This is a genomic window from Cognataquiflexum aquatile, assembly GCF_003316845.1.
In the GTDB taxonomy this organism is placed as follows: Bacteria; Bacteroidota; Bacteroidia; order Cytophagales; family Cyclobacteriaceae; genus Cognataquiflexum; species Cognataquiflexum aquatile.
The window spans coordinates 16,669-33,283 of the sequence record NZ_QMIK01000001.1 but is presented as its reverse complement, the minus strand read 5'-3'; the positions used below and the strand labels follow the sequence as shown (position 1 = coordinate 33,283).

General features: G+C 39.4%; 15 protein-coding genes. 6 read left to right on the top strand and 9 right to left on the bottom strand.

The annotated features are described in order from the left end of the window. Window positions 1–50: 50 nt before the first annotated feature. Entirely contained in the window at window positions 51–1,568 is a 1,518-nt protein-coding gene (locus tag DQW11_RS00165) for an arylsulfatase (RefSeq protein WP_113921983.1), read from the bottom strand. A 167-nt stretch (window positions 1,569–1,735) separates the two neighbouring features. Between DQW11_RS00165 and DQW11_RS00160 the strand changes: the two genes are divergently transcribed. The 6 genes from DQW11_RS00160 to DQW11_RS00135 all read left to right on the top strand — a co-directional run bounded on the left by DQW11_RS00160 (window position 1,736) and on the right by DQW11_RS00135 (window position 8,073). After that, on the top strand, window positions 1,736–2,374 hold the full coding sequence (locus tag DQW11_RS00160) for a TetR/AcrR family transcriptional regulator (protein ID WP_113921982.1): 639 nt from the start codon (window positions 1,736–1,738) through the stop codon (window positions 2,372–2,374). 729 nt (window positions 2,375–3,103) lie between these two features. Continuing rightward, on the top strand, window positions 3,104–4,096 hold the full coding sequence (locus tag DQW11_RS00155) for a helix-turn-helix domain-containing protein (RefSeq protein ID WP_157965980.1): 993 nt from the start codon (window positions 3,104–3,106) through the stop codon (window positions 4,094–4,096). A gap of 214 nt (window positions 4,097–4,310) precedes the next feature. Further along, entirely contained in the window at window positions 4,311–4,679 is a 369-nt protein-coding gene (locus DQW11_RS00150) for a helix-turn-helix domain-containing protein (protein WP_113921980.1), read from the top strand. A gap of 29 nt (window positions 4,680–4,708) precedes the next feature. Next, window positions 4,709–6,235: an arylsulfatase gene (locus tag DQW11_RS00145; protein WP_113921979.1), complete on the top strand. Its 1,527-nt coding sequence runs from the start codon at window positions 4,709–4,711 to the stop codon at window positions 6,233–6,235. Window positions 6,236–6,298: 63 nt separating this feature from the next. Continuing rightward, window positions 6,299–7,327, top strand: coding sequence for an HAD family hydrolase (locus DQW11_RS00140; RefSeq protein ID WP_113921978.1), 1,029 nt, complete (start codon window positions 6,299–6,301; stop codon window positions 7,325–7,327). A 191-nt stretch (window positions 7,328–7,518) separates the two neighbouring features. Beyond that, window positions 7,519–8,073: a hypothetical protein gene (locus DQW11_RS00135; protein WP_113921977.1), complete on the top strand. Its 555-nt coding sequence runs from the start codon at window positions 7,519–7,521 to the stop codon at window positions 8,071–8,073. Between the two features lie 151 nt (window positions 8,074–8,224). Here the strand turns inward: DQW11_RS00135 and DQW11_RS00130 are convergent, their stop codons facing one another. The 8 genes from DQW11_RS00130 to DQW11_RS00095 all read right to left on the bottom strand — a co-directional run bounded on the left by DQW11_RS00130 (window position 8,225) and on the right by DQW11_RS00095 (window position 16,488). Further along, the gene (locus tag DQW11_RS00130) at window positions 8,225–8,914 is read right to left on the bottom strand and encodes a hypothetical protein (protein ID WP_113921976.1); all 690 of its coding nucleotides are present in this window, start codon (window positions 8,912–8,914) and stop codon (window positions 8,225–8,227) included. 80 nt (window positions 8,915–8,994) lie between these two features. Further along, window positions 8,995–9,537 (bottom strand): DUF6586 family protein, encoded by a 543-nt coding sequence (locus DQW11_RS00125; RefSeq protein ID WP_113921975.1) that lies wholly within the window; start codon window positions 9,535–9,537, stop codon window positions 8,995–8,997. 486 nt (window positions 9,538–10,023) lie between these two features. Next, complete coding sequence (locus DQW11_RS00120) at window positions 10,024–12,513, bottom strand: response regulator (RefSeq protein WP_198669814.1); 2,490 nt, start codon at window positions 12,511–12,513, stop codon at window positions 10,024–10,026. 487 nt (window positions 12,514–13,000) lie between these two features. Beyond that, entirely contained in the window at window positions 13,001–13,474 is a 474-nt protein-coding gene (locus DQW11_RS00115; RefSeq protein ID WP_113921973.1) for a hypothetical protein, read from the bottom strand. A 56-nt stretch (window positions 13,475–13,530) separates the two neighbouring features. Then, the gene (locus DQW11_RS00110) at window positions 13,531–13,764 is read right to left on the bottom strand and encodes a hypothetical protein (RefSeq protein WP_113921972.1); all 234 of its coding nucleotides are present in this window, start codon (window positions 13,762–13,764) and stop codon (window positions 13,531–13,533) included. Between the two features lie 57 nt (window positions 13,765–13,821). Next, complete coding sequence (locus DQW11_RS00105) at window positions 13,822–14,247, bottom strand: hypothetical protein (protein ID WP_113921971.1); 426 nt, start codon at window positions 14,245–14,247, stop codon at window positions 13,822–13,824. A 1,240-nt stretch (window positions 14,248–15,487) separates the two neighbouring features. Beyond that, entirely contained in the window at window positions 15,488–15,841 is a 354-nt protein-coding gene (locus DQW11_RS00100) for a cupin domain-containing protein (protein WP_113923129.1), read from the bottom strand. 104 nt (window positions 15,842–15,945) lie between these two features. After that, window positions 15,946–16,488: a helix-turn-helix domain-containing protein gene (locus DQW11_RS00095; RefSeq protein WP_198669813.1), complete on the bottom strand. Its 543-nt coding sequence runs from the start codon at window positions 16,486–16,488 to the stop codon at window positions 15,946–15,948. Window positions 16,489–16,615: the final 127 nt, after the last annotated feature.

Sequence of the window (16,615 nt, the reverse complement as noted above, 5' to 3'; positions counted from 1 at the left end):
CCAAAATTCTTTCCTAGGTAAAACGATTTGATAGGAGTTCAGCCTAAAATTTACTCACCTGCCCTAAGGGAAGCTCCTTTTTGCCTGGGAGGAAATTGTTGAAGGCTGAGATAATGTTTTTGTAATACATCTTGGATCTGACCGCCCCAAGCTATTCCAAGCTTCATCGCTATCTCGCGCGACTTCCAACCATCTTGTCTTTCAAAGGGGTCAGACCGTAAGTTGAAGATCAGTGCACTTGGTTTATTGTAATCGAAAAACCCTTCCCGCTGGAGCATGTGTGACTTCCAAGGACCAATCCGAATAGCCGCCAAATCACTTTCATTATAATAAATTTCAAAGTTGCGTTTAGAAGGCGCTTGGGATGTCCAATGAGCGAGGTTGTTGACACCATCTATATAAACCTTATGGCTTTCTTTTAATTTTTCGGCGACATCATCAATTCCTGCAGCTGCTGCAAGTGTAGTAAACAGGTCTGTATGATCTTGTATGCCATTTGAAACAGAACCAGCTTTGATCTTTGCAGGCCATCTGATCAACATGGGGACCCTCACTCCTCCTTCCCATGTGGTGGCTTTTTCTCCTCTAAAGGGCGTGGTGCCTCCATCAGGATACCAATCCACCATCGCGCCATTATCGGCTGTGAATATCACGATTGTGTTTTCAGCCACTCCCAAGTCTTCTAATTTTTTCAGAAGAGTGCCAATCATCATGTCCAATTCCATCATACCACTACCAAACACATCAAATTCGGAAGAATAGGGTGTTGCAAGGTTTTGGTGGGCAGGTCTCAGATGGGTATAGATATGCATTCTTGTCGGATTGTGCCAGACAAAAAAAGGATCCCCGGCCTTCACTGACCGCTCCATAAAATCCATCGCTTTGTTGTTGAATTCATCATCTACAGTTTCCATTCTCTTGGGATCAAGCGGCCCCGTATCCCTGATGGTCTGCTTCCCTATTTTGCCAAACCGACCATCGATCGTTGGATTGTCTATCTCAGTGGCTTTGCAATCAAGGACACCCCGAGGTTTATAGCGCTGGTCAAATCCCGGATCTTTTGGCCAAGCTGCTAAATAGGGCTCTTCTTCTGTATTGAGGTGGTATAGGTTTCCATAAAATTCATCAAAACCATGTACCGTGGGCAGATGTTCATTTCTATCGCCCAAATGGTTTTTTCCAAATTGGCCAGTCCGGTAACCAAGGGGTTTGAGGACTTCTGCCAATGTAGGATCTTTTTCGCTGAGGCCGATGGGTGAACCGGCCATCCCAACTGTAGTCAGGCCAGTCCTGATAGGCAATTGACCGGTTACCAACATGGCCCTGCCGGGAGTGCAGGTCGGAGCAGCATAATGGTCTGTAAACAACATTCCTTCTCTGGCCAACCTGTCAATGTTTGGCGTCGGCACCATCATGCCATGGCTATATGCTCCCACATTCCATATTCCGACATCATCCGTACAAATGAGGAGGATATTTGGCTTGCCCGACTTAACCGTTTGACCCCTTTTTTGGGCTAGGGAAAACGTCCCGGTAAAAAGAAAAATGAGAACAATTAATTTTTTCATAATGGAGATTTTTTGAATTAATTGATAAGCAAATGCCGGAAATTATTAAAATGAAATTCCTCGATTCAATTCTTGGATCAAAACATTTGCATTCAAAGCATATAAGATCTGATAATCATTAAAATTTAAATGTTTAAGATCAAAAAAAAAATTTTGTTTTGAATTCAATGGGAAATTATCAGAAAGGCGTGGAAATGCGTCAGACTATAATCAGGGAAGCACGGAAAGTGTACAATTCATATGGGTTGAACTTGACTTTAAATCAGTTGGCTGCTATCTTAAATCTATCCAAAGGAAGAATTACCAACTACTTTCCAACAAAAGAAGATCTCTTTGTAGCTATTTCAAAAGATTATGATGAGCAATTTGCCAATCTATTTTTGAATTTTGACGAAACGGAAAGCCCTAGTTTTGAAAGGCTTTATAAAATCTGTTCGGTTGTTATGGATTTACAATATGAATATAGAAGTGCCATCATTTTTGTATCGACGACAAATAGCGGTCAGAAAGAAATCCATGAAAGGGTAACAGAAAGCTACAAATCAAATTTTGAACAGGTTCGATGGAGCGTTTTACCGCTCATCGATGCCGGATTGATAACTTCCGAAATCCTCCAACCGGAAAAATTTGAGGTATTTAGTTTTCAATATGTAAGCTTATTTACGACTTGGGTGATCAGCCTTGAAATCTACCATACTACAAAACCATATGCTGAAATGAAGCCTGTTTATTTGAAAGGGATTTTAGGATGTTTTTTCCCTTACTTGACCGAAAAAGGTCTTAAAGAATTTCAGGAAATCGCTTAAACTCTTTTAAGATTGGAAATTCCATTTGAGGATTAACATGGCTTTTCTTTCCTCCTGCTTTAGCTGGTCGTTGAATAAATGAGAAAAAGCATTTGGGCTTTAGCCGAAAGAATGAGGAAATGTTTGTAGAGACGCAAACTTTGGCGGACAGAGACACAAAAATTGGCGACGACTGACCACGAAGTGGTCAAATATTAATAACCCCGGGTTGCGTTCCTTACCTGGGGTAAGAAACGTAACCAGCGATTCCGGTTTTTGGCCGAAGCAAGGAAAAGAGAAAAAAAAGGATTCCGCCAAAAACAGGGAAAGTCAAGGCATGAAAATCAATTTCAAGCCAATTATCCAATGATTAATTCAACCCCTGCCTGTGGCAGGCAGGCCTTCTGGGTTGGCCTGACATCGCACCACGTTCTATCCCCGGTCCACGATAGCGTTAGGGAGAACCCATGGCTATTCAACGTTAGACCCCTCGGGGTCTCACCACTACTTTTTCGGTAAAGAAATGAATAAAGGAAAATTTTAGACCAAATTCCTTAAATTTCCCGGATGTTTTTAAAACTAGAACCTGCCAACCTCATTTATTTTATATCGGTAATTGTTGGCACCATCACCGGGGTTATTATTTTAATTTATTCCTTGAGAAGGAATAAATTTAATTTTCCACTGGCCTTATATTTTTTAAGTCTTTCCGCTGCCATTTTTATAGTACTGCTTATCAATTCGGGGTTAATGGTCCATTTTCCAAAATTGTACCGAACAGGAAATATTTTTGGTTGGATTTTTGTCCCCATGCCCTTCTTATATGTTCAGTGCATCACACAAAACCGGTCTCTGAAATGGTATGACGCACTTCATTTCATTCCCCTGTTGATTTACAGCATTGATTTTGCCCCTGTCCTATTTTTGGAAAATGAAGAAAAAATCAAACTGATTCTTGATGATATCAAAGACCCAAACCAATTCACAAGATTTAATCAAAGCCGGTTTTTTCCAAAAGGATTTCACCAATTCTTCAGAACTGCGCTTATCAATGTCTATTGGATAGTACAAATAGTGACTTTGGTCAGGTGGCAAAAAAGCCTGAAAAGAGATCAAACCAAGTTTGAAAAAGACTGGAAAGTATGGATTGCTTCTTTTATGGTGCTTCAGTTTTTTTTATTTTTCCCTTACTACCTTACCTTCTTTTGGTTGGACAGCAGTTTGGCTTTTACGCTTGTCCATTCATCGGCTGCCATCTTACTGTTTTTCAGTGCGGTTTTGCTCTATTTCTATCCCAAACTACTTTATGGTATCAACGAGGTGAAATACGTATCAGACCAAATACCGCGCTCCATTGAATCACAAAAAGAAGACAAGCCTGACCATTATCAAGAGGCAAAAATGCGGGAATTGGGAGGCCTTATCACCAAGTGGATAGATGAAAAGCAGGTATACCTCAACCATGGCTATTCCATACAGGATTTTGCAAGGGATACACAGGTCCCCTACTATCAGATTTCAGCCTGCATCACCCGGTCTTTGGATTCGACTTTTTCAGATCTGCTGAACAAAAAAAGAGTTGAATATTGCCTTGAGCTTATCCAAAAAGGTGAATATTCAAACTACACTTTAGAGGCTTTATCACATAAATGCGGCTTCAACAACAGGAATTCCTTCTCCTCTGCTTTCAAAAAATTTACAGGAATGACACCTTCTGAGTATACCCGAAGGTTAAAAATTTAATTTCTTCCTTTTTTCTACTTCCCCATTTTTCATTCTCCAATTCCATGTTTGGCGAAATTTTGATAATGTTTGCCAATATTCGATGAGTTTTTGCAAGAATTACTGATCCCAAATGCGTGCCCAAAGGAGTTAAACATAAATTTGGAGATTATTGGCAGTTCCCAAAACCTGCAAATAATATAAATCCATCCTTTCATTTTAGATTCAAAAAAACTTGAAGAACGCTGATTTTATAGGGATCAAAGTGCGCAAAAGCGATATCATTGATACGATAACAATTATGGAGACAACCGCTATGTCGGGAGTAGAGGTCGATCTGGGTTCCATTCTTGCAGAAAAAAATATGGCTCCTCGGACCTACTACTATGCCTTCAAAAAGGTGACAGGTGAAAGTCCTAAGCGGTATATTAAGAATTTCAAAATCAAGAAAGTACGAGACCTCCTGATTTCCTCCTCTCCCAAGGAAATAACCGTACAAGAAATTGCATCAAAATATGGATTCACCCATATGGGACAATTTGGAGTGGATTACAAAATGCTTTTCGGGGAATTACCCTCCGAAACATTACATAAAATTCAGTAGATTCAATTTTTACTAACCAAAATCCAAATATGAAAAAAACAACCTTCAGTGTGCTGTTACTGGCATTAAGCATCAGTATGGCATGGTCTCAACAAAAAAAGCCCAATATCCTTGTGATATGGGGAGATGATATCGGTCAGTTTAACATCTCAGCCTATAATCTTGGCATGATGGGATACAAAACTCCAAACATTGATCAGATCGCAAAAGATGGTGCCTTGTTCACAGACTGGTACGGACAGCAAAGCTGTACCGCTGGTAGGGCTGCATTCATTACCGGCCAATCTCCCATCCGGACCGGTCTGACCAAAGTCGGCCTTCCCGGTGCTCCCGAGGGGATGAAAAAGGAAGACCCTACCCTTGCCACCCTACTTCGCGCGCAGGGTTACATGACAGGTCAATTTGGAAAAAATCACTTGGGAGACCGGGATGAAATGCTGCCTACAGCCCATGGTTTTGACGAATTTTACGGAAACCTTTACCATTTGAACGCTGAGGAAGAACCTGAGCATCCTGATTATCCAAAAAATCCTGATTTCAAAAAGAATTTTGGACCTAGGGGAGTTATCCATAGTTTTTCTGATGGAAGAATCACCGATACAGGACCGCTGACAAAGAAAAGAATGGAGACCATTGACGAAGAAGTCAATGACAAAGCCATGGATTTTATGGAGCGTGCAGCCAAAGCAAATAAACCGTTTTTCTTATGGTGGAACAGCACCAAAATGCACATCTTTACCCATCTTTTGGATAGCCTCAATGGAAAGACAAAATTGGGCATCTATGCAGATGGCATGGTAGAGCATGACCGTCAGGTGGGTTTGATTTTGGCCAAATTGAAAGAACTTGGACTTGATGAAAACACCATTGTGATGTATTCCACTGACAATGGTGCAGAGGCATTTACCTGGCCTGATGGTGGCACCACGATGTTTAGAGGTGAGAAAAACACCCAATGGGAAGGAGGCTACAGAGTTCCTACTGCCATCAGATGGCCTGGAGTTATTAAACCTGGAACTGTTATCAATGAAATAGGCGCTCATGAAGACATGATGACCACCTTACTCGCAGCTGCAGGCTCTCCCAATATTAAAAATGAGTTACTAAAAGGTAAAAAAATTGGGACAATGACCTACAAGGTTCATCTTGATGGTTACAATCTCCTACCGGCCCTTAAAGGAGAAGAAGCATGGCCACGTCAGGAATTTATCTATTGGACAGATGATGGAAGCGTAGCTGCTTTGAGATACGGCAATTGGAAAGCAACATTCCTGCGTCAGGATGCCCACGGGTTGCACGTTTGGCTTGAACCGTTCACTGTGCTGAGAGCTCCATTATTGACTAACCTCCGAATGGATCCTTTTGAATTGGCACATGAAATAGGAATGGATTACGACAGATGGTTTTTGGAACATATGTTCATGATCGCCCCTGCGGGAGCTTATGTAGCAAAATGGCTCCAAAGTTTCAAAGATTACCCACCAAGACAAAAACCCGGATCGTTTAACCTAGAAGCCGTCATGGAATCTGTAACACAAGGCTCCAGAAAACAATAATTAGATTTCATTGAAGCCGGGATTATCCAAAAGGGTGATCCCGGCTTTTAATTTTTAAAGGCCATGAAATTCAAATCAATCTTGTCTATTGCGATTTTTGTATCATTCACAATTTTAGCTCTTAGCTGCAGCAGTCCAAAACCAAAAGAGGTTGTCGTAGCACCTGATCCTCTTCCCTCTTGGAATGAAACCAGTACAAAGCAGCAAATAATTGATTTTGTAACCACAACGACCACAACAGGAAGTCCTGATTTTATTCCTGAAGCAGACCGTATAGCAGTTTTTGACAATGACGGGACCCTTTGGAGTGAGCAGCCGATGTATTTTCAGATGGCTTACGGCATTGATTATATCAAAAAAGAAGCTCCCAACCATCCTGATTGGAAATCCAAAGAGCCTTTTAAAAGTGTTGTTTCCGGTGATTTGGAAGCCGTGATGAAAGGAGGGGAAAAAGCTTTGTTAGAAATGATTATGGTGTCACATGCTGGGATGACAACCACCGAATTTGAGAAATCTGTAACCGCTTGGCTTGAAACCGCTAAACATCCTAAAACCGGTCAGGCATTTGACCAAATGATTTATCAACCTATGGTAGAACTTTTGGAATACCTTCGTGCCAATGGCTATAAAACTTTTATAGTGTCAGGTGGAGGAATTGATTTTATGAGGGTATGGGCGGAGAAAGCCTATGGAATACCCCCTTATCAAGTCATTGGAAGTTCGATAAAAGCCAAATATGAATCAGTGGATGGTGTACCTGTCATCACCAAACTTCCTGAACTCAATTTCATTGATGACAAAGAAGGCAAGCCTTTGGGTATCCACCAACATATCGGTAAAAGGCCAGTCTTTGCGGCCGGTAATTCCGATGGGGATTACGCGATGTTGGAATATACTTCCAAAGGAGATGGACCAAGATTAGGAATGATCGTCCACCATACTGATTCGGTGAGGGAATATGCTTATGACAAAGATTCCCCTTTTGGCCATCTTTCCAAAGCTTTGGATGACGCCACCAAAAACAAATGGGTTGTTGTGAATATGAAAACAGATTGGAAGGTGATATTTCCTTTTGAGGTAAATTTGCCTTAAGGTAAATCACGGTGTTAATTTGCTTTTGGTATTCAAAAAAGACTTTCCTCTTTGATTTTTCCATGTGTTCATTTTTCTTATATTACTGAAGCTATAAATCGGCTTATAAATCTAGGCTTGAGCAAAATTCCAAAATGTCAGAAAACGGTTTTTTTTAAGAAATTAATAACAATCACTTACTCCAATTGAAAATGAAAAACAAAAGGAAAGTAGAACTGCTGATAACTTCTTTGTTTATTTTCGGATTTGCCACCATTTCTTTTTGCCAGGATTTGGTGGAGGAGGATATAGAAGCACCGCTCCGGCACAGGGTTTCCTTGATGATAGGACATACCCACATACCCTCAGGAGAATCAGAAGGTGAAAAAAAGCTTTTTTCAGTTCCCTCATGGGGATTGGATTACAATTATCAGATCAATAGAAAATGGGCTCTAGGGCTCCATTCTGATTTTATCACAGAAACCTTTACGGTCATCGATTTTGAAGGAAATCAGGAATTTGAAAGAGAAAGACCGCTTACCATGACCTTGGTGGGGATATACAAACCCCATGAGCGGTGGTCTTTCCTGGCGGGGGCTGGAAAAGAATTTGCTAGAGAAGAGAATTTGTCACTTCTCCGGTTAGGAATAGAAAGAGGCTGGGAAATAGAAAATGATTGGGAGGTTTTTGCCACTATCCAGTATGATCTAAAGTTCGGAGTTTATGATTCATGGATGATTGGAGTCGGATTCAGTAAGGGTTTTTGATAACAAAAAAATCTCAGGCCTAAACGTTTGTGCATAAGCAGTGGTGGGTGTTCGAAGCGAGTCACTGTCCCACGAAATCAAACGTTGTTTGAAAAACTAAACTACAAATTTATACTGAACCCCGCCATTGATTATGCACGTTGTGTGCCGTTTAATTTCCCCACTTTATAATTCGTGTGATTTCATAAATTTCTCCACCGAAAAGTCCCAAGTGTCCATTTCGATCTTTGTTAAACGTGCCTTCTATTAGTACGTAAACTTTATTCAGTTTATTTATTTCCTTCCTGTCCAACTTGGTGGAGAACGTGACCCAGAATCCATTCTTAGTTAGTCCATTTTCATAGTCCTCTTTGTGTAAATAGATTGCGTCACCTTCAAATTCTAAATTCATAAAACCCACAACTTGAACTTTTCTCTCATGATACCTCTCAGGTGTCGCGATTAGTCTAACGATTGAAACGTTAAAATCTTCACTTGAAATCACTCCTTCCTTCAAATGAAGGTTGTCGTCCTTTAGGCAACCAGCATCAACAGCTTGCTCAGGCTTTATTCCAATCGTCTTTACAGTCCAAGTCGTCAGCCCTAAGTTTGGGTAATGAATAATTGAGTCTTTAAGAAATACAGCATCATTTTCAAAAACGATTTTCTTGTCAACTACTTTCCAATTTCCCTTTACCTCTCCCTGACATCCGCCAAGTCCATATTTGTAAACAAACCTGTTATTCGCCTCAAGAGTCATTATTGAATATCTCTCAAACGAATTTCCATTGGATTTGTAAACACCAACTAGTCCACCTCTGCTTGTTTGTCCAAAAGATGTCGCTACACAAATCAGAGCCAATAATATTGTCAGTCGAATCTTTATAATTAAATGGCCCACAACACCTGAGAGCTTTGAGTTAAGTAAATAAAAGGATTCTATTATTTTTTGGGTGAATTGCCACTCGCGTGGAGGGCAGATTCCCTGAGTTCACTTACCAATTTTCTCATTTTTGACTGCCATTCTTCAAATTTGTCCATTATGGGGTTGGTTGGAATTTGGCTGATCTGTTCTACAAGATTGGAAGTTTCTTCCTTGGCTTTTCCTTTTGTTTTTTTGGATTTTTTGTCTGACAGAGGTAAGTGGGGATTGAAAGATTTTAACTCTGCAAGCCAGTTCTTTTTGCCATAGAGCTTTTTGATCTTCGATGCTTCCTTGATTGGCTTTTTGGAATCGGATTTGGCGTTTTTCAGTTTTTCCAGACTGAGGTTCTTTTCCTGAATGCCAAGGTTATAAATTTCGTTTAACTCCGCAAGAAAAGCGTCAACCACACCGTTCAAATGAAAAAGGAAAGATTGCTGATGGGCTTTCTCAGTGTCGGAACCTGCTATTTTTGGATTTTTGAGCTCATCAAGATAAAGCTGTGAATACCGCAATTTTGTGTCTGTGAGTTCCTTGAGGGGTAAATATTTTTTCTTTTTCATAAGTTGAATGGTCTATCCCAAAGTTAGCCAGAATCATCAAACCAAAATTTATTGTCAAGTAATTTTATTGAAATAATTTGAAGAATCTTCTTCAATTCAAAGTATCGGCGTTATGGTTTTGTTAAAAATCATGTGAGTCAAATTCCAAAAAGACCACTATTTGATAATGGTTAAAAAAGAGGATGGATTTAAATTTAAATTACTTTTGATCAACTTATTCAAAGGTACTTTTAGGCTTCACGGACAAGAGGCACTGCTTATGGCAGTGCTTTTTTTTTGGCTTCATTGAAGAATCCTTGGGACAACAACTAACCAAAAAGGGGCTTGAAAAGAAAAACCCAATCCAAATACGAAGGGAAATGTAATGGAAATCCCTTTTCCATCTGCTTATTTCAGTTGCCTTTAAATTGGTTGACCTTTCCGGGAGATTAACCATTGGTCTTTAAAAATCGAATTTCTCTTTCATCAAGAATATTCCGTTTTATTTTAGGAATCATTTGCTGTATCAAAGGAAGTGTTGATTGACTCTGTCAATTCTGCCGATATGCGAAATATCAAGTCCTTCAGCTCCTGCACCAAAGCGGGTATTCGGTAGTGCTTGGATTCTATATCAGAGAAGTTTTGGATATCCAAAGCGATTGCCGTGTACTCCGGATCAATACCCACAATAGAAAATGAAGGAATGATTTTATGTGCACTCTGGTAGACTCCCTTCCAGTCTTTGATTTTTAAATTATGAATGATCGCATCGAGGTATTTTGGAGTTTCGTCCAAATACATCATGATCACTTCCCGCATCAGGTCATGGTCAGAAGAAGTGATTCTTTCCAGATATTCAAAATGGGTCAGACGGCCATTCTTTTCATTCAATCTGAAAATCCGGCTTTTCCTACCCGTCAGTTGTTCCCTTTTTGGACTTGGGTCAGTCAGTTTTCTGATTTTATTGAACAAGTCCTTTTCGTCAAAAGGTTTGGCGAGGTAATCGTCCATCCCTAAAACCGCACATTTTCCCCTGTCCATCGTGGTGACATCTGCTGTCAGTGCGATTATCGGAATGGTTGAATTCATGACAGATCGGATATGCTTTGTCGCTTCATATCCATCCATCACGGGCATCTGCAGGTCCATCAAGATGATATCAAATGGTTGGGCTTCAAGTTTTTCAACGGCGATTTTCCCATTGCCTGCAATTTCCCATTCAAATCCGAATCCCTCTAGCAGCGTCCTGATCAATAGCTGGTTCAAAATAACATCTTCGGCTACCAACACCCTGATTTTTTTTGTATCCAAATCAATTTCCTGCAAATGTTCCTCTTTTTGGATAGCAAGGTCGGTTTTTGGAAATGTAAGTCTAAATGAAAAAGTGGATCCCTTTCCAAGTTTGCTTGTCACTTTTATACTTCCTCCCTGACCTTCTACGAGCTGTTTGGCAATGGTTAGCCCAAGGCCGGAGCCTCCATAAAGTTTGATGATGTCACTGGTAGCCTGCTGAAAACTTTCAAAAATATTTTTAACCCTGTCTTCTGATATGCCTATACCTGTGTCTTTGACTGCTATTTCAATACAGACTGAAGCATTGTTCTGCTTTATTGATTTTAAGGACAGTATGATTTTTCCTTTCTCTGTAAATTTGATCGCATTGCCCATCAGGTTTACAATAATCTGGATAAGCCTTAGGGAGTCTCCGAGTAAAATTTCGGGTATTTTTGGGTCAAAAATCAATTCAAAACGGAGGCCTTTTCCCTGGATCTTTTCTTCAAAGAGAAGAGAAACATCTCTCATCGTTTTGGCTAGGTTGAAAGGAGATTTATCAAATTTCATTTGACCTGCATTGACTTTGGCAAGGTCAAGAATATCATTGATCAAAAGCAGCAGGGTATTTCCACTTGTTTTGATGGCAGACATATATTTATCCTGCTTTTCAGAAAGGTCTGATTTAAGCATCAAGTCCGTAAATCCGATGATGGCATTCAAAGGCGTCCGGATTTCATGGCTCATGTTAGAGAGGAATTGCTCCTTGGATTTGACCGCTTCTTCTGCTTTTACTTTCGCAGCTTCTGCGGATTTTCTTTCTGACTCTGCCGTCTCTTTCGCTATGAGCAATTCATTTTGAATCCTTTTTTGCTCGGTGACCACCCTAGCCACTACTACAGCACCAAGGACTTTGCCTGCGGGATCTTTGTAAGTAGCACCGTTGAATAGGACATCCACCAATTCTCCGTCTATAAGGACGAGGGGGAAATTCTTGATGAAGCCTTTTTTAAAAACCTCTTGGTAAATCTGACGGGCTTTTTTGGGTTCTGTAAAATAATTTTCAAAATCAGTATTGTACAAAAACTCCCTACTTTTTCCTGTGATGGTAGTCAACGCCTCATTCATGTCTGTTATTTTTCCTTCAGTGCTGATGGTGATCAATGGATCAAGACTCGCTTCTATCAGACTCCTTGCATAATCGGACTCCAGTTTCTCTTTGGTGTCGGTCAATTCAAGGTTGATTGATTTCAATTCCTTGATGGTTTTGTCAAGCATTTTGGTCCTGCGCTTGACAACTCTCTCCAATTGCTCCTTTTCCTCTATCTGGTCTTGTATTATGGTGGTGATGCCAATCCATTGGATAATTTTACCATCTTTATCCGCAATAGGTCTTGCCCTGCTCATGTGCCAATAGTACTCCCCCATTTGGTCAAGGACACGAACTTCCATTTCAAATTTGTTTCCGGACCTGACGGCATCTAACCAGGATTTTTCAGTTTCTTCCTCATCCTCAGGATGAATCCACTTGGACCATCCTTCCCGCACCAGATCATCCTTACTTACTCCCGTAAAATCAACCCAACTTTGGTTAAAGTAAAATACCTTTCCGTCAGCATCAGCTTTGGTGACTTTTTCAGGCATTAAGTTAATCAGGTGCAGATATTGTTCTTGCTCTGTAGGCTGGTCAGGAAGTTGTTGAACTGATGTAGTATTCAATGGCATAATAATTCTTTGTTTTCTTTGACTTTTCCTGATTGGCATCAGATCTCATCGCTATGGAAGTTCTTTGACTGTTGGTCAAAACTGGGCTTTGATCGTATGGTTTTATCGGATTCTGAGATATTGAAATCAACTCAGAACTGAAGATGATTTAAAGAACTTTCCTAAATCCCTTTGGACTTCAATTAGCCGATGAGATACCGAAAGGAATCTCAAAATCTTGAGTTTACCCCAACCAAAGGTCTCCTGTATGGTAAGGGTTTCTCTTATACAATTGACTGTTTAAGTTGTATAAATCAGGTTTTTGGGAAATCTGAAGGGTGGATGGAAAACTATTTTATCCAATAAAAAATCTCTGTTCCGGCACCTTTAGCTTTTTTCAAGATATGGGGAGGATAGAAGGTAATGGTCTCCGGTTTTAACAAAAAAAGAAATGCCAGGTAAAACCTGACATTCTTTCCCATTTTTAGTCCCAATAAAAATTTTTGGATCAGGGTTTTTTCTTCCCTTTATCCCTAAAGTCTGCAATAGCAGTCTCCAAGGCATCCATTTCTTTGTTTAATTCGATTTTGACATTTTCCCAAGTATCACTTCTGATTGCCGATGTATCATTTGCAATCGTTAAGAGTTCCTTGTTTCTTTTATCCAAAACCGACAATTCCTGCTCAAGGATAGGCGTCAGAACAGCCCTGTCGGACTTTAACTCCCTCTTGATTTCCGCAAGGTTATTGGCATTTGCTTCCAGCCTTTGTTTGGAAACCAAAAGGAAATCTTCTACTTGATTGACCGAGTCAACGGCAACCTCCTGAAGATCTTCTTTGGCCTCCATTACATCAGATTGCTCTTCCTGAACTTTTGTTTCCGCATCATCGAGTTTCTCCTCAATTGGCTTGGTACAATAGCTGAGAGAAAGAACAAGGGCTGAACCCATCAGAACTTTGCTTAATACAGGTATAATTTTCATTTTTTTGTTATTTCGTCAATAGTGAATAAGGACATTCCCAGGTTTCGCCAGTTGGCTTAAACATTAGAAACATTATCCAAAACCTTCCTGGAAGATTCAAGCCTGTCCTTTGCTTTGTTCTTGAGGGATTTACCTTCTTCCTTCAACTTTTTCATGAAGAACTTACTTGCCTGTGAGGCTTTCTTTTGGTTGCTTTTTTTGGTAAAAAAACCAATGATAGCACCCGCGCCGATCACCATCAGTACACTGCTGACAATCAATCCTGTAGGATTTGACTTTGAAATTTTCATAGCTTATTTACGTTTTGATGGTTAGAAATTGAAATAGAAACTATCGGATTTTGAATTTTATCTTTGGACAAAATGCAATTCGAGTGTTCCGCCATCTTCTTTCAACCACATGTCATTGGTTTCTAACTTTAGGATTTCGTACACTCCATCTGCTTGGTCATTGGCAAAATCAAAAGAGATTTTCTTCTCATCGCTGACAAATACCCAAGTGCCATCAGTCACAAAATCATAAGCCATTCCTAACAATGTATATTGTGCGGTGAGGGTGGCGGTACCGCCTGGAGTTAGATCAAGTTCGTATCTGGAATAGTCGGCTGTCACATTGGTACCATTGTCCAAAGCCTCTCCCACTTTCCAATCGTTGCCTACCCTATCTGCTTTTGGGACCAAGCTCACAGATGGTCCCTCAGGGTAATCCTGGCAACCAAAAGCAAGCAATCCTGACACCATAATCAATGCGGTAATTGATGTAATTCTTCTCATAATCTTGTTGTTAAATATTTTGTTGGTTTATTAATCAAAGGTATGCGTATGTGATTTTTAAAAATTATAGAATATAACTTAAAGCTTGTAGATATTACATATCCGCATCAGTTAGGGCATTTTGATGACTTTCAAAAATCAGTAGAAAAAAGAAAGGCAGGTTTTACCTGCCGATTCTTGCCATTTATAAGCCCTAGTAAATTGTTATTTACTGTCACAAAGGTATGGCACGTGTTGGATTTGGAATTACAGAATACAACTTAAAGATTACAGAAATCACACTCAGAACTTGGGAGTATTTTTTCAAAATCAGTTAAAAAAAGAATGACAGGTGCATCCTGCCATTTCTTACCTTTTAAAAAGCCCTAGTAATTGTCATATTACAATTTCAAAGATACGGCGGGTTAAGTCTGTTCAATTATAGTTTAATACTTTAAAATTATAGATATCACTTATGGGCAAATGAGCACTTATTGTCAATGGGGCTTTAAACTTTTTATGTATATCCGCCTTCTTACCAGTATAGGATTACTTACAGAATGGTCTCGTCCACGATAATTATCGGGATCGACCACCGTAATTTATTGATATTGAAGGGGGTGGTAGAAATGCGGCTTTGCCGCATTTCTACCACCCCCCTCTGATCTCACGATATCCGTTCACCGAGCTTGCCGAGGTGGAGAAAAATGATATTTGGCTACTGATATGAAAGCGGATAATCATAAAACTTTTTTTCTGATTTCCTTATCCAATGATACTTGAAAACTTCAAGCGAGAGCGATATTTTGAATCTGCTTTCAAACAATCATAAATTTTGAAAAGTCAGGTTTTGATAACAGTCGTGTGGAAAATAAGAATGCTCAGAACCAAGAAGTCTAAAAAAAAGAAAGGCAGGTTTTACCTGCCGATTCTTGCCATTTATAAGCCCTACTAATTGTCATTTTATGATGTAAAGATATGGTGAGGTGTGGTTCTTATTTTATAAACTTCCTCAAAAAACTTATATATTTTACTTATTTTCCTGATTTTCAAACATCCTTTCAGAAGTTAAACAAAGAAAGAAAATGAGATTATCTATTTATTTGTCAGAATCGGTATCATTTAATTCACCCAAACAAATTTCAACCGGAGGAAAAATAGTGGCTTGACATGTTTTATTTTCAATAAATAAAGACTTGTCAAAGCTAAATCCGACATACAAATAGATAATCCTAAAAATCATTTAGTACTAATTAAAAAGTCAATCCTCATAACCACTTTTGATAATGGTCGACAGCATTTTAAACTGCTTGTTGGCGTTGAAAATATAACTTGAATTGGCCGGGATTATAATTCCCTGACCTTTGGTCAAGTTATACTTTTTGACGTCTATAGTGAGTTCGGCACTGCCGTCAATGATCTGGATATAGTTGTCAAAATGGGAATTTTTTTCTTCAATTTTTGTACCCACATCCATAGCGGAAGCGGTGATACTTCCTGTTACTTTACTCAGTATTTTTTTGCTGACCACCGAATCTGCCAGATAGGCAATGACTTCAGTAACAATATGTTCAGTTCCTTTGGAAAGTTCAATGTTACTACTTGCCTCCTTCATCAACATATTTTGGTGTTCTTGTTGATACAAATCTCCAACAAAAAGTGTGATTTCAATTTATAGAATCCCCCTTTAATCTTATATAAATCATACATTTTGAGACTTTATTTGCGGAATATTCTAATCTGCTTAAAAAACGAAGGAGTCAGCCCGGTGACTTTTTTAAATTGGTTTGAGAGGTGTGAGACACTGCTGTAATTCAGCCTATAGGATATCTCTGTCAGGTTGAGTTCGTCGTAGAGCAGCAGTTCTTTTACCCTTTCGATTTTATGGATAATGATAAACTGCTGGATGGTGATGCCTTTGACTTCAGAAAAAATATTAGACAGGTAAGTGTAATCGTAGCCAAGTTTCTCACTGATAAAAACAGAGTAATTGACCCTTGGCACTTCTTCATTGTAATGGATCATTTCGATGATCACATTTTTGATCTTATCGATGAGGATACTTCTCTTGTCATCCAAAAGCTCTAGCCCTACCTGCTCCAGGTTGGATTTAAGGTCATCATGCTGCTGTTCTGTGATGGGATCTTTTGTTTCAACCAAGCCAAGGTCTATGCTCAAAAAAGGGATGCCTAACTTTTCCAATTCCTGCTGGACAATCATTTTGCAGCGGAGGCTGACCATGTATTTGATGTATACCTTCAACTTGGAGAGATTTTGTTTGTTAAAAGAAAAATACAAAAAAAAATGAATTTTTTTAAAATAATTAAGGACCCTATTGTGTCCAATGCAATCCATTCACATTATCTCTACTTCAAGGTTTTCTCTTGTT